Here is a 14,484-nt window from a genome sequence, read left to right as displayed (position 1 = left end):
AAGACTACGAAGCCGCCGGTCCTCGAAAGAGGGCCGGCGGTTTTGCTTTTGTGACACGGCTAAGAGATTTTCGTCCGTGCGCCGCCCTATTACTGCCCCGGTGTAATGACCGAACGGCGACGGTCGGTTTCGCCCGGATCCCGTTGTGGCGGGCTTTCAGAGGCCATTCGCCGCGGCGCAACAAAGGTGTGGCTCTCGCGCCACCCCTCTCGGCTGTCATATCACTGTCACATCAGTGTCGTCCCACTTTCCGACGTCACGCCTAAGGGGGGCGTGATTTCGATCGGCAGCCGCCGGTCGCGGGCGCCTCCGCCCACTTCATCGGGGATAGATGACAATGACGAACCGCAAACGCGTGTTCTGGGCGACGACCGCCCTCTTCAGCGGCCTCCTGGTCGCCGGCGCCGCTTCGGCCCAATCGACCGGCTCGCAGACCGTGGAAACCACCGAGCTGGACACGATCATCGTGACCGGCACCCGTACCTCGGGCATCGACGGCGCCATCGTCGCCCAGCGCAACCCGCGCTCGACCGCGACGATCACCAGCGAGTACCTGCAAACCCAGAACGCCGGCCAATCGCCGCTGGCCTCGCTGAACCTCGTCCCGGGCGTGAACTTCAACAACGCCGACGCCTACGGTTCGTCGGGCGGTGACGTCACCATGCGCGGCTTCGACTCGGCCCGCGTGTCGCTGACCGTCGACGGCATCCCGCTGAACGACACCGGCAACTACGCCATCTACACCAACCAGCAGCAAGACCCGGAAACCCTGTCGCGCATCGGCGTGAACCTGGGCACCACCGAAGTCGACAGCCCGACCGCCTCGGCGACCGGCGGCACCATCAACATGGTCACCCGTCGTCCGGCCAAGGACTTTGGCGTGACCCTGGTCGGCTCGGTCGGCGATGAAAGCTTCGCCCGTATCTTCGCCATGGTGGACACCGGCGAGTTCGGCCCGTGGGGCACCTCGGCCTGGTTCTCGTACTCGCAGACCGAGTACGACCACTTCAACGCCCTCTTCGGCGTCGACAAGACCCAGTACAACGCCCGCATCTACCAACCGCTGGGCGACAACGGCGACTTCGTCAGCCTGTCGGGTCACTACAACGAGAACCGCAACTTCTTCGGCAACCAGCAAGTCACGCTGGCCCAGTTCAACCAGGGCCTCGGCTACAACCGTCCGAACTACGTTCCGGGCTCGACCCAGACCGGCATCAACCCGTCGAACACCGGCAACGTCCGCGGTCAATCGCGCTTCACCCTGGCCGAAGGCCTGCGCCTGACCATCGACCCGAGCTTCCAGTACACCCTGGCGCACGGCGGCGGTAACAACAGCTGGACCCGCGCTCAACTGGACGCCATCGGCGGCGCCGGTTCGGGCAACATGGTCTTCACGGCGGCCGGCGCCGCTCCGGGCGCCACCACGGTGACCCTGGCCCGTCCGAACATCACCAACACGCACCGCTACAGCGTGCTGTCCTCGCTGATCTGGGACATCAACGACTCTCACCAGGTCCGCGCCGCCTACACCTATGAGTTCGGCCGTCACCGCCAGACCGGTCAACAGGGCTACCTGTCGAACGGCTTCTTCGCTGACGATTTCGCCGGCCGTAACGGTGAGCCGGTCCAACTGGCCGACGGCAGCATCCTGCGCCGCCGTGACCGCCTGTCGCACGCGATCCTGAACCAGTTCTCGCTGGAATATCGCGGCTCGTTCATGGAAGACACCGTTGACCTGGTCATCGGCGTCCGCGCTCCGTTCTTCAAGCGCGAGCTGAACAACTACTGCTACCAACGCGACACCTTCAACGCGCTGTGCACCAACGTCACGCCGACCGTCGTGAATGCTGACGGCACCGTGCAGTTCCCGGTCCTCGGCCCGTACAACAGCAGCGCCGCCAACCGTTACGGCCGCCCGATGTCGTTCGAGAAGAAGTACGACGCCGTCCTGCCGAACCTGGGCGCCACCTGGCGCTTCGCCCCGAACCAGTCGGTCTACACCAGCTATGCTGAAGGTCTGTCGGCTCCGCGTACGGACGACCTGTACGACCGCGTCCCGCCGAACCCGGCTCTCGAAAAGACCCAGACCTTCGACCTGGGCTACCGCTACACCTCGTCGGGCCTGATCGCTTCGGCCGCCATCTGGCAGACGAACTACGAGAACCGCATCGTCCGCACCTTCGACCAGGAAGAAGACATCTTCTTCAGCCGCAACGTCGGTGACGTGACCCTGCAGGGCTTCGACGGTCAAATCGGCTGGTCGCCAGCTGAAGCCTTCAGCCTGTACGCCACCGCCAGCTACGTGAAGAGCGAAGTCAAGAACGACCTGCCGAACGGTGAGGACGCTCTGGGCAACCCGATCTTCCTGCCGACCGCCGGCAACGAGCTGTTCGAGACCCCGACCTGGCAGTACGGCATCCGTGCCCAGTACGAGATCTCGGACTTCGTCTTCGGCCTGCAAGGCAAGTACGTGGGCGAGCGTTGGGCCAACGACATCAACACCGAGAAGGCGCCGGACTACACGGTCTTCGACCTGGACCTGCGCTACACCCCGACCTGGATGCCGGTGGCTGACACCTACGTTCAGCTGAACGTGTCGAACCTGTTCGACAAGCGTTACCTGTCCGACATCCGCACCCAGAACCCGGGTGACGCGGGCACCTACTACGTCGGCGCCCCGCGCGCCGTCATGCTGACGCTGGGCGTCGCCTTCTAAGGCTTCGGCTTTAGATGACGGAACGACCGGGGGCGGGGCCGCAAGGCTCCGCCCCTTTCGTTTGCGCCGCTTGCGACGGGGGGCTCAGCCCCCTATCTGGTCCCGCCGTATCGCGCGTCGAGGAGACTGCCATGACCACGCCTGTTCCCGCCGAATGGTCTCCGCACCGCGCGATGTGGGTCGGTTGGCCCAGCCATGACGAGCTGTGGGAAGAGAACCTCGAACCGGCCCAGGCCGAGGTCGAGGCGCTGGTCCGCGCGCTGGCCGGTCCGGGCCGCGAACAGGTCAAGTTGATGGTCGGCAAGCCCGAGGCGCTGGACGACGCCCGCGCCCGCTTCGCCGACGTGGACGGGGTTCAGGTCATCGATGGTCGCTTCGGCGACATCTGGCTGCGTGACACCGGCCCGATCTTCGGCGCCGGATCGGCCCGCGCCGCCGCCTTCCGCTTCAACGGCTGGGGCGGCAAGTACGACCTCGAGCATGACGACACGGTCGCGACCCAGATCGGCGAGGCCTCAGGCGTACCGCTGGACCACAACGACTTCATCCTCGAGGGCGGCGCGCTGGATCACGATGGGCAGGGGACCATCCTGACCACCCGCCAGTGCCTGCTGAACGCCAACCGCAACACAGGCTGGACCGACGCAGCCGCCGAAGCGGCCCTGACCGAGGCGCTGGGCGCCCGCAAGGTGCTGTGGCTGGGCGATGGCCTGCTGAACGACCACACCGACGGCCACGTCGACAATCTGGCTCGCTTCGTCGCGCCGGGCGTGGTGGCCTGCCCGGTGGCATGGGGCAAGGGCGATCCCAATGACGACGTCTATGCCGAGGTCGCTCGCGCCCTGTCGCAGATGACCGACGCCGAAGGCCGCCAGATCAAGATCCTGCCCTTGCCGTCGCCCGGCTTCGTCGGCGACGAGGATGAGAAGCCGATCCCCGCCAGTCACATGAATTTCCTCATCGCCAACGGTGCGGTCATCGTCCCGACCTACGGCGACGAGACTGCCGCCCGTCTGGTCTGCGAGGGGCTGGCGACGGTCTATCCGGATCGGGAGATCATCCCCCTGCCGTCCATCGCCATCCTCTCGGGCGGCGGTTCGTTCCACTGCATCAGCCAGCAGGAGCCGGAATGAGTGGCGAGACGCGAGTGGCGAGTGGCGAGACGCGTCACTACCGCGACTTGCTGGTCTGGCAGAAGGCGGTCGTCTGGGTCGAGAGTGTCTACAAGGTAACCGGGACTTGGCCGTCTGAGGAACGCTTCGGTCTGACCAGTCAGATCAGGCGAGCGGCGGTGTCGATACCCTCCAACATCGCCGAAGGGTGCACCCGTCGCAGCACCGGCGATTTCGTGCGTTTCCTGCTGATTGCCAAAAGCTCTCTCGCCGAAGCGGAGACCCAACTCATTATCGCCGGGCGGCTGGCCTACATTGATACCGCTCAACAGTCCGCGCTGCTTGATGCAGCAGACGAAGTCAGCCGGATGATCGCCGGCCTCATCAATAAGCTGGAGGAGCGCCGCTCATGACGTCACTCGCCACTCGCCACTCGCCACTCGCCACTCCGCGCACCATCACCGTCGCCGCGCTGCAGACCTCGTACGCCTCCGAAGACATTCAGGCGAACATCGACAAGACCGTTGCCCTGATACGGGACGCCGCCGCCAAGGGCGCGCAGGTGATCCTGCCGTCCGAGCTGTTCCAGGGCCCGTATTTCTGCGTCTCGCAGGAGGAGAAGTGGTTCGGAACCGCCTATGCCTGGCGCGAGCATCCGGCTGTCGTCCAACTGCAACCGCTGGCCAAGGAATTGGGCGTGGTCATCCCCGTCTCGATCTTCGAGCGCGAGGGGCCGCACTATTTCAACTCGCTGGTCATGATCGACGCCGACGGGAGCCTGATGGGCGTCTATCGCAAGAGCCACATCCCCGACGGCCCGGGTTATCAGGAAAAGTACTACTTCCGACCCGGCGATACCGGCTTCAAGGTCTGGGACACGAAGTTCGGCCGCATCGGCGTCGGCATCTGCTGGGACCAGTGGTACCCCGAGACAGCTCGCGCGATGATGCTGCAGGGCGCCGAGATTCTGATGTACCCGACCGCCATCGGCACCGAGCCGCATGACGACACCCTGGACACCGCCGCCCCGTGGCAGCGCGCCATGCAGGGCCATGCCGTGTCCAATGTCGTGCCGGTCGTCGGCGCCAACCGGATTGGCCAAGAGCAGGTGACCGAGGCGGGCCAGACCTTCTACGGCCACTCCTTCATCGCCAACCATCGCGGCGATCTGGTCGAGAGCTTCGGCGCGACCGACGAGGGCGTGCTGGTGCACACCTTCGATCTGGACTTCCTGGATCGCCACCGCGCGGCCTGGGGCTTCTTCCGCGACCGCCGCACGGACCTGTACGCCCCGCTGGCCAACGGCCGCCCGGCTTAATCCGCCAGCGCCCGCCGTTCCGACGCGCAGGAGGGGTGGGTCAGGCCTTCGGCCCGGGCCGTCGTGACCTCCGCGCGGGCGGCCTCCAGATCGGCGGCGAAGCCCGGCGCGGCTGACACGCGGGCATAGAGCGCCTCGCCGATCCGCGCGCCGTCGGCGACGTCGCCGGGCCAGTTCATGCGGCAGATCACGCGGCTCTGGCCGATATCGCGTCCGCGCGCGCGGGACCCGGCCGCCTGATCGGGCGCGAGGGCGGAGAACAGCGCGCCATAGGCCGCGCCCGCGACCGCGCCGTTGGCGGGCCATGAGGGGCTGTCGCGCATCGCCCCGGTGACCCTCTGGCAGGGCTGAAGGGTCGGATCGACGGCGATGGGGCGGGCACGGGTGTGTTCGGTGGCCAGCCGCCGGGTCAGGCTGTCGGCGTCGACCAGAAGGCGGTTCATCAGCCGGGTGAGGGCCGGGCGCGGTTCCTCGGTCAGGCGCGTGCCCAGGACACAGTCGAAATGCTGGGCGGCGTCGGGCGCGCGAAGTTCTGCCTGGGCGATGGCCAGCCACCAGCGGTCGGTGCCCGGTCCGGCGGCGGGCGAGCCCTCAGTCCAGGTCAGGGTCTGGGGAGAGGGGGTGAAGCCGTCGGCGAGCTCACCCAGCGCGGCGGCCTCCAGATAGCCGGAGGCGGGCAGGGCGGGGGCGCCCCCGCCGCCGGTGACGCAGGCGCCCGGCACCAGGATCAGGATTGCCGCCGCCGCGGCGCGGATCAGTTGCCGCTCGACCACGACAGCTGGACGTCCGTGGGGCTGCCTTCGACGGGGGTGGCGACCACGTTCAGCAGGCGGTTGCGGGTGTCGCCGGCGGCATAGCCCCGCGCGTCGCCCCGGTTCATCGCATTGATCGACGTCAGGCCCGCCGCTTCGGCGCGGGCGCGGTAGAAGGCCACAACCTCGTCCGGAGTGGCCTCGGTCGTGAAATTCAGGATGCCGCCGGGACCGGCGGGGCCTTGGGCCGTGGTGGCGGGGCCGGTCGCCTCGGCTCCCGGATAGATGACCGCGAAATCGGGGGCGTCCGCCGAAGCGGGCGCGGCGGCCGAGGCCGCCGATGCGGGACCGGCGGCTTCGGCGGCTTCGGTCATCGCCTCCGCCGGATGGGCGTCGACCGCGGTCTTGTCGGTTCCGGCGTTGTTGTCGCAACCGGTCATGACGATGGCCGCCGACACCGCGGCGGCCCAAAGCATGCGCTTCATCCCGTACCCTGTTCTTCAGTCTTGGTTGTTGGCTTCACCGTGGCCCAACGATGCGGCGGCGGCAAGGCGGCTTGAGGTCCCTCCGGCGTCGGATTGGGTCGCCGGGGTGTTCAGCCGGTGGCCGCGTCCGCCTCGCCGCGCCCGCCCTCGGCGCCCTCCTCGTCCTCGCCCGTGTTATTGACCGGGTTAGGGTCCACGCCGGACGGGGATTTCGGGGCCGCGGAAGCCTTGCCTTCGCGGCTCAGGGCCTCGTTGACGGCGTCCTGATCGGGATCGTCGTCCGAGCCGGTGGCGGCCCCGCCCTCCAGCGAGCCCGCGCGGGTGTCCGAGCCCATGTCCGAGCCGGACAGGGCGTCGATCAGGGCGTCCGGCGTCCGGCCCAGATCGGGCTTCTCGCCCACGTCATCGGCTTCACGGGCGTCTTCGGCCTGCTGGGGCTGGTGCTGGTGCGTCATCACGGGCTCCTTCGCGGACTTAGCGAGCGACGGCGCGCGCGGTTCCCGACCACGGCTTGGGGCAGTGAAGAGTGAGCGAGGCGTGAGCAAGAGGTGAGCCGCTTTGGCGGCGACCGGTGGACTTCGCTCACCTCTTGCTCACCAGCACTTTTCACCGTGAGCCATCCCGGGCAGCAAAAAGGGGCCGGATTGCTCCGGCCCCCATTCCATTCCGTGAACTGGTTTTACTTCCCGAACAGCTTGGCCCAGCGGCGCTTGTCGCGGTTCTTCCAGGTCCCGCGGTGATAGGCGTCCGAGCCGATCAGCGGCACGACCGTGGTGGCTTCGGCGAAGACCATCTGCTCGTGCGTGGTCTGGACCTTGCCCCACGAGGCGGCTTCCTTGAGCGTCGAGGACGAGCAGGCGCCGTCACGCACGTCGGCGACGGTGATCTGCACGGCGTAGCGGTGCATCTCGGCCTCGATGCCGAGGATTTCGGCGCAGACGACGGTGTCCTGCGCGAAGTTTTTCGGCACGCCGCCGCCGACCATGAACAGGCCGGTGACGCCGGCGGCGATCTTGATGTCGGTCAGTTCGCGGAAGTCGGCGACCGCGTCGATCATCAGGTAGGGCTTGCCCTCGGCCATGCGCTCCTTCTGGTGCTTGACCAGACCGAAACCAGCCGAGGAGTCGACGAAGGCCGGGCAGAAGATCGGCACGCCTTCTTCATAGGCGGTCTGGATCAGCGAACCGGGCTTCTTGGCGTTGCCTTCCGACAGCCATTTGCCCATCTCCCAGATGAACTCACGCGACGAGTAGCCGCGCGGCTCCAGACGGTTGCAGATCTCCAGGATGGTGTGGTCGCAGGCCTGGAGCTCTTCCTCGTCGATGTAGGTGTCGTAGATCCGGTCGATGTAGTTGTCGCGCAGGACGTTGTCGTCCACCTCGCCGGCGGCCTGATAGTGCTTGAAGCCGAGGGCTTCAAAGAAGTCCATGTCGACGATCGAGGCGCCGGTGGCGACCACGGCGTCGATCATGCCGAACTTCACCATGTCGCGGTACACGTGCATGCAGCCGCCGGCCGAGGTCGAACCGGCCAGGATCAGCCACGGCGAGCAGTCCTTGTCTTCCAGCGCCATGTTGAAAATGTCGGCGGCGCGGGCGGTGTCGCGCGACGAGAACGACATCTTGCGCATGCTGTCGATGATCGGACGGGCGTCGAACGAGGTGATGTCGACGTGCTCCACCGTGTTCTGGAGCAACTGGGCCTTCTGGTTCGATTGAACGGGAGCGTTCATTGCAAGGGTTTCCCTTTGGTTTTGAGCGCCCGTCGTTTGAATAGGAAACAGCGGCCCGGACGGAGCGACGGGCCGCTGTTGTATGGAACGCCTGAGCGACGCTTTCGCGTCAGCGTGACTGTTTTACCGACGCGACTTCTTGCGTTGTCCGGCCTTGCCCTTCGGGCGCGACAGGCGAACGACCTTGCGGGCCTGCTCTTCCGCCGTGGTGCGCACGGTCGGGATGGAGCGAGGCGCCAGGCCGTAAAGCGAAGCCATCGGGGCGTCCTCGACCGCGGCGATGTCATGCTCGCCATAGCCGTTGAAGCCGGTCGTCATGGCGACGCCATAGGCGCCAAGCATGCCGATCTCGATGAAGTCGCCTTCCTGCACGTCCGACGGCAGCCAGAACGGGCCCGGCATGTGGTCGATCGAGTCGCAGGTCGGGCCGTAGAAGCGGAAGGGCTTCAGGTCCGAGGCGCTGTCGCCGTCCCGAACCAGCTTGGTCGGGAAGGGCCAGCGCGAGTGGGTCGCGTCGAACAGCGAGCCGTACGAGCCGTCGTTCAGATACAGGGCGTCGCCCTTGCGCAGATCGACGCGGCACAGGACCGACGAGGATTCGGCGACCAGCGAACGGCCAGGCTCGCACCACAGCTCGGTCGTTTCCGACACGGGCATTTCGCGGAAGCCGCGGTGGATGGCGTCGGCGTATTCGCTCATGTCCGGCGGGACCATGCCCGGGTAGACCGAGGGGAAGCCGCCGCCGACATCGACGATGTCCACGAACACGCCCGCGCGGCTGATGGCGCGGCCGACCTGGGCCATGGCGGCCTCATAGGCGGACGGGCGCATGCACTGCGAACCAACATGGAAGCAGACGCCCATCAGGCCGTCCTTCACCGCCTGGCGGGTGGCCAGCAGCAGCGACGGAGCCTGGTCCGGCGTGACGCCGAACTTGCCCGACAGGGAATAGGCCGCGCCGTCGGCCGAGACGCCCATCCGAACCAGCAGGTTCAGATCGTTCGCGCCGCCGGTGCAGTCGATGATCTTCCTCAGCTCGTCATGGCTGTCGAGCGAGAAGGTGCGGACGCCGTAGTCGAAATAGGCCTTCGTGATCGCGCCGCGGCTCTTGACCGGGTGCATGAAGGCCAGACGTGCGTCAGGGCTGACCGAACGAACCAGTTCGATCTCGGCGATGGAGGCCACGTCGAAGGCGGTGACGCCCGCCTCGATCAGGGTCTCGATGACCCAGCGCGAGGGGTTCGCCTTCACCGCATAGAAGACGTCAGCTTTCAGATTGTCCTGGAACCAGCGCGCCGCTACGGAAACCGAACGCGGTCGCACGAGGGCGACGGGACGTTCAGGGGACCGCTCGCGGACCAGGTCCAGGGGAAGTTGGTACGTGCGCAATTCACGTAAACCCCTGTAATTGTTAAACCCAGACCGGCGTTAGCAGCGCAACGTTAGACCTACGGGGTCCGCCGGAAGGCGCGATATGAGGTCATACGACTGTCATGTAAAGAGGTTTTTTCTAGGCAGCCGTTGAGTTTGCACGACATTTGTCAGCGTGCGGACGGAGCTGGGCCGCGACGTGTGACACAGTCGTAACTTGTGGCGTCACAGAGCGCTGTTACCGTCCCGGCCGACGATCACTTCGGGGGACTGTAATCATGCGCCGCGCCGCTCTTCTCGCCGCCGTCTTTCTCGCCGTCACGCCGTGGCAGGCCATGGCCCAGGTCCCGGCCTCGGAGCTGGCCCGCAGCGTCGACATCCCGTTCGAGGAGTTCACCCTCGACAACGGTCTGAGGGTCATCGTCCACACCGACCGCAAGGCGCCGGTCGTGGCGATCCACGCCTGGTACAATGTCGGCTCCAAGGACGAGCCGCAGGGCCAGACCGGCTACGCCCACCTGTTCGAACACATCGGCCTGTTCAATCCGACCGAGAACGTGCCCGGCGGCCTGATGGAGCCCCTGCGGGCCATGGGCGCCACCGACTGGAACGGCACCACCTGGTTCGACCGCACCAACTTCTTCCAGACCGTCCCGACCTCGGCGGTCGAGCAGGCGCTCTATATGGAGAGCGACCGGATGGGCCACCTGCTGGGCGCGCTCAGCCAGGAGCGGCTCGATAACCAGCGCGGGGTCGTCCAGAACGAGAAACGTCAGGGCGACAACCAGCCCTATGGCCTCGTCTACTACACCGTGCTGGAGACCCTCTTCCCTGAAGGCCACCCCTATCGCCACTCGACCATCGGCTCGATGGCCGATCTGGACGCCGCCAGTCTGGAAGACCTTCGCCAGTGGCACCGTGACAACTATGGCCCGAACAACGCCGTGCTGGTGCTGGCGGGGGACATCGACGTTCCGACGGCCCGGACGCTGGTGAACCGCTATTTCGGCCACATCCCGCGCGGGGCGCAGAACGAGCCGGCGCAGGCCTACATCCCGACCCTGCCCGCGCGCGTGGACAAGCTGCTGCATGACCGGGTGCCGAACACCCAGCTGAGCCGCACCTGGGTGGTGCCGGGCCTGCTGTCGGAAGAGGCGGCGTCGCTGGATATCGCCGCCAGCATCTTCGGCGGTCTGGCCAGTTCGCGTCTGGACAACGCCTTGGTGCGCGGCGAGGAGACGGCCACCTCGGTCAGTTCCAGCTATCAGCCCTTCCAGCGGCTGGGCATGTTCGATCTGGATGTGAACGTGAAGCCCGGCGGCGACGCCGACGCGGTCTCGGCCCGGCTGGATCAACTGCTGGCCGACTATATCGCCAATGGCCCGACCCAGGCCGAGGTCGAGCGCGCGGTCACCCGCCGCATCTCCCAGACCCTGCAGGCGCTGGAACCCACCGGCGGCTTCAGCGGCAAGGCAGTGACCTTGGCCGAGGGCGAGCTCTATGCCGACGATCCCGGCTTCTATCGCCGCCAGCTGGCCGCCTACGGCGCCGTGACCCCCGCCTCGGTGAAGGCGGCGATGCAGCGCTGGCTCAGCCGTCCGACCCTAGCCATCCGGGTCGAGCCCGGCGAGCGCGAGGCCTATGTCGAGGCGGCGGACAACCGCCCGCCGCCCGCGCCCGCCCAGCCCCTGCCGATCACCCCGCGCGCGCCCATGCCGGCGGTCGGCGAAATGCGGCCTCTGGTCTTCCCGACCACGGAGCGGATGCGTCTGTCGAACGGGATTGAGGTCATCTACCTGCGCTCCACCACGGTGCCGATCACCCGGGTGGCGGTGGAGTTCAACGCCGGTCTCGCCGCTGATCCGGCGGATGAGCTGGGCACGCAGAGCCTGATGCTGGGCCTGCTCAAGGAGGCCGCCGGCGATCGCGACGCCGCCCAGATCGCCGAGCGCGAGGAACAGCTGGGCGCCTCCGTCAGCGCCGGCGCCTCCATGGACCGGACGGTCGTCAGCCTGACTTCGCCCAGCGCCAACCTCGATCCGTCTCTGGCCCTGCTCGGCGACATCATTCGCCGTCCCGCCTTCCGGCCGGCGGATATCGAGCGCCGTCGCGCCCAGCAACTGGCCTCCATCGCCCAGGAGCGCAGCTCGCCCAACGGCATGGCCGCCCGCGCCTGGCCCGCCCTGGTCTACGGCGCCGACCACCCGTACGGCCGCCCGATGACCGGCCTCGGTTCGCCCGAGACCGTCGGCGCAATCAGCCGCGAGGACCTGCTGGCCTTCCACGCCAACTGGATCCGCCCGGATACGGCCCAGATCTTCGTCGTTTCGGACAAGCCCCTGTCGGAGGTCGCCGCCCTTCTGGATACGCATCTGGGCCATTGGGTGCCCTCGGCCACGCCGCCCGGGGTGAAGAATTTCGACGCCGCCATCCCGGCCGCCCAACCGCGCATCGTGCTTGTGGACCGGCCCCAGTCGCCGCAGTCGATCATCATAGGGGCCATGGTCCTGCCGACAACCGGCCATCAGGACCGGGTGATCTTCAACGCCGCCAACGAGGCCATCGGCTCGGGCTTCCTGTCGCGCATCAATCAGGACATCCGCGAGACCCGCGGCTGGTCCTACGGCCTCAGCGGCTCGGCCGCCGGGCTGGAGCAGCAGGTGCCCTACGTCATTTCGGCTCCGGTCCAGTCGAACCGTACCGGCGAGTCGGTGCAGGTGCTGATGGACCAGTACCGCGCCTTCCTCGGCGAGCGGGGCGTTTCACCCGCCGAGCGCGAGCGGATCGTCAACGCCAACGTCCGCCAGCTCCCGGGTCAATTCGAGACCTCGGCGGCCCTGCTCGGCGCCCTGCGGTCGATGGCCCTGTACGGCCGCCCGGATGACTACTGGACGACCCTGGCTCCGCGCTATCAGGGACTGGACCAAGCGGCGCTGGACGCCGAGGCCCGCCGCCTGCTGGGCCAGGCCCCCTTCGTCTGGGTGATCGTCGGCGACGCGGCCACCGTCCGGCCCCAGCTGGAGGCCCTCGGCCTGCCGGTCGAGGTGCGGGCGGCGCAGTAGGGGCGACGTGTCGCGGGCGCCGTTCCGCTGGACGAAAACGACGCAGGCGTGTCATTAAGACTTGCCTCGCACGCCTTCACGGGCGATGCGGCGCGCCCTTTTGCAACCGCATCCCCGCGTGCTCATGACCTCAGCCACCGCAGCCGTCGCGTCCGTCAAGGACGTGTCCAAGACGTTCGGCGCCCGAAAGGCCCTGAACGGCGTCTCCGTCGAGGTGGGCGCCGGCGAGATGGTCGCACTGATCGGCCCGTCCGGGTCCGGCAAGTCGACCCTCCTGCGCTCGATCACCGGCCTGCAGTCGATCGACTCGGGCAAGGGGACGATCTCCGTCTTCGGCGAGGTGGTCCAGAAGGATGGTCGCGTGACCGGCAAGGTCCGCAACGCGCGCCAGAAGCTGGGCATGATCTTCCAGCAGTTCAATCTGGTCGGCCGCCTGTCGCTGTTCTCCAACGTCATGCTGGGCGCGCTCGGTCGTCTCCCGGGCTGGCGCGGCCTGCTCGGCGCCTGGCCGTCGGCGGACAAGGACAAGGCCATGGCCGCCCTGCACCGCGTCGGCGTGTCCGACTATGCGGCCCAGCGCGCGAACACCCTGTCGGGCGGCCAGCAGCAGCGCGGCGCCATCGCCCGCGCCATCGTTCAGGGCGCCCAGGCCATCCTCGCCGATGAACCCGTCGCCTCGCTGGACCCGGTTTCGGCCCGCAAGGTCATGGAGCTGCTGGTCGAGCTGAACCAGCGCGACGGCCTCGGTGTCATCGTCACCCTGCACCAGGTCGACTACGCCATCCGTTACTGCGAGCGCGTCATCGCCCTGCAGGCGGGCAAGATCGTCTACGACGGCCCGTCGACCGGTCTGGACACCGCGCGCCTGATCGAAATCTACGGCCCGGAATTCGAGGACGCCTTCTGGGAAGCCAAGGCATGATCCTTTCCGGCTGGGCTCGCCGAACCGGCGTCGGCGTTCTCGCCGTCGCCGCGCTGAGCCTGACCGGCTGCGGCGAGCGTCAGCATGTCTCGGGCGTCCCCGCCCAGACCGTGACCTTCTCCATCCTTTCCGCTCAGGGCCAGGCCTCCGCCGCGCCCCTTTGGCAGCCTCTGCTCGACGACATGGCCAAGGCCGTCGGCGCGCCGGTGAAGCCGCATTTCGCCTCGACCTACGCCGACCTCGTCGAGGACATGAAGCGTGGCGAGACCCAGGCCGGCTGGTTCTCGGCCCAACCCGCCATCGACGCCATCGATCAGGCCGGGGCCGAGCTGATCGCCCGCACGGTCAACCAGGTCGGGCAGGACAGCTATCGCGCCACCCTGATCGTCAAGACGGGCTCGGGCATCACGCTGGACAGCGTCATGGCCTGCGGTCGGCGCTACAGTTTCGGCATCGGGGACGCCCAATCGACCTCGGGCACCCTCGCGCCGCTGACCTATCTGTTCACTCCGCGCGGGATCGACCCGGACCGCTGCTTCCGCAGCGTCCGTCCAGCCAATCATGAGCGCAACGCCTTCGAGGTCGCCTCGGGCGTGCTCGACGTGGCCACCTCCAACACCGTCAGCGGCGCGGCCCTTCTGGCCCAGAACCCGACCCTGGCGGAGCAGATCCAGATCATCTGGCAATCGCCCCCGCTGCCCGAGGGCGGGATCGTGGTGCGCGAGGACCTCGACCCGGCGCTGAAGGAAAAGATACGCAGCTTCTTCCTGACCTATGGACAGGGCAGCGGCGTCGAGGCCGAGCGCCAGCGTCGCGTTCTGGCCGGTCTTCGCTACTCCCGCTTCAATCCCGCCGACGACGACTATCTGGACCCGATCCGGGAAATGATGGCCGACCAGCGGCTGATCGCCGCCCGCGCCGAACGGGACGCCGCCGGCGTCGCCGCGGCCGAGCAGGAACTGACTCGCCTTCGGGCGAAACGACGTGAGGTTCAGCCGTGAGCCCCCTTAAGAC

The 14,484-nt window shown here is 67.5% G+C and carries 12 protein-coding genes; 7 read left to right on the top strand and 5 right to left on the bottom strand.

Annotation, left to right across the window (positions count from 1 at the left end; translation table 11 throughout):
* The first annotated feature begins 337 nt into the window (after positions 1–337).
* From ACTIEF_RS04385 to aguB, 4 genes are all read left to right on the top strand, one after another.
* Positions 338–2,716: a TonB-dependent receptor domain-containing protein gene (locus ACTIEF_RS04385; protein WP_439470982.1), complete on the top strand. Its 2,379-nt coding sequence runs from the start codon at positions 338–340 to the stop codon at positions 2,714–2,716.
* Between the two features lie 131 nt (positions 2,717–2,847).
* Positions 2,848–3,849, top strand: a complete 1,002-nt coding sequence (locus ACTIEF_RS04380) for an agmatine deiminase family protein (protein ID WP_439470981.1) — start codon at positions 2,848–2,850, stop codon at positions 3,847–3,849.
* A complete protein-coding gene (locus ACTIEF_RS04375) occupies positions 3,846–4,241 on the top strand; it encodes a four helix bundle protein (protein WP_439470980.1) in 396 nt (131 codons plus the stop codon). The genes ACTIEF_RS04380 and ACTIEF_RS04375 overlap by 4 nt, the downstream gene beginning before the upstream one ends.
* On the top strand, positions 4,238–5,146 hold the full coding sequence (gene aguB / locus ACTIEF_RS04370; RefSeq protein ID WP_439470979.1) for an N-carbamoylputrescine amidase: 909 nt from the start codon (positions 4,238–4,240) through the stop codon (positions 5,144–5,146). Before ACTIEF_RS04375 ends, aguB begins: the two co-directional genes overlap by 4 nt.
* Here aguB and ACTIEF_RS04365 read toward each other — a convergent pair.
* The 5 genes from ACTIEF_RS04365 to ACTIEF_RS04345 form a co-directional block, all read right to left on the bottom strand.
* Positions 5,143–5,919: a PA-phosphatase gene (locus ACTIEF_RS04365; protein WP_439470978.1), complete on the bottom strand. Its 777-nt coding sequence runs from the start codon at positions 5,917–5,919 to the stop codon at positions 5,143–5,145. The two genes, aguB and ACTIEF_RS04365, sit on opposite strands and share 4 nt — an antisense overlap.
* On the bottom strand, positions 5,901–6,383 hold the full coding sequence (locus ACTIEF_RS04360) for a hypothetical protein (RefSeq protein ID WP_439470977.1): 483 nt from the start codon (positions 6,381–6,383) through the stop codon (positions 5,901–5,903). Before ACTIEF_RS04360 ends, ACTIEF_RS04365 begins: the two co-directional genes overlap by 19 nt.
* Positions 6,384–6,493: 110 nt before the next feature.
* Positions 6,494–6,838 carry a ribonuclease gene (locus ACTIEF_RS04355; RefSeq protein WP_439470976.1) on the bottom strand — a complete coding sequence of 115 codons (345 nt, stop codon included), beginning with the start codon at positions 6,836–6,838 and terminating at the stop codon, positions 6,494–6,496.
* Between the two features lie 224 nt (positions 6,839–7,062).
* A complete protein-coding gene (locus ACTIEF_RS04350; protein ID WP_141627881.1) occupies positions 7,063–8,115 on the bottom strand; it encodes a 1,9-bis(guanidino)-5-aza-nonane synthase in 1,053 nt (350 codons plus the stop codon).
* 123 nt (positions 8,116–8,238) lie between these two features.
* Complete coding sequence (locus ACTIEF_RS04345; RefSeq protein ID WP_439470975.1) at positions 8,239–9,504, bottom strand: type III PLP-dependent enzyme; 1,266 nt, start codon at positions 9,502–9,504, stop codon at positions 8,239–8,241.
* A gap of 260 nt (positions 9,505–9,764) precedes the next feature.
* Here ACTIEF_RS04345 and ACTIEF_RS04340 point away from each other — a divergent pair, with 260 nt between their 5' ends.
* The 3 genes from ACTIEF_RS04340 (at position 9,765) to phnD (ending at position 14,471) form a co-directional block, all read left to right on the top strand.
* Positions 9,765–12,548 carry a M16 family metallopeptidase gene (locus ACTIEF_RS04340; RefSeq protein WP_439470974.1) on the top strand — a complete coding sequence of 928 codons (2,784 nt, stop codon included), beginning with the start codon at positions 9,765–9,767 and terminating at the stop codon, positions 12,546–12,548.
* Positions 12,549–12,672: 124 nt separating this feature from the next.
* Entirely contained in the window at positions 12,673–13,470 is a 798-nt protein-coding gene (gene phnC, locus ACTIEF_RS04335; RefSeq protein ID WP_439470973.1) for a phosphonate ABC transporter ATP-binding protein, read from the top strand.
* Positions 13,467–14,471: a phosphate/phosphite/phosphonate ABC transporter substrate-binding protein gene (phnD, locus tag ACTIEF_RS04330; RefSeq protein WP_439470972.1), complete on the top strand. Its 1,005-nt coding sequence runs from the start codon at positions 13,467–13,469 to the stop codon at positions 14,469–14,471. Before phnC ends, phnD begins: the two co-directional genes overlap by 4 nt.
* The last annotated feature ends 13 nt before the right edge of the window (positions 14,472–14,484 follow it).

It is taken from the genome of Brevundimonas sp., from assembly GCF_051858995.1.
Lineage (GTDB): Bacteria > Pseudomonadota > Alphaproteobacteria > Caulobacterales > Caulobacteraceae > Brevundimonas.
This window is presented reverse-complemented; position numbering and strand designations above follow the sequence as displayed.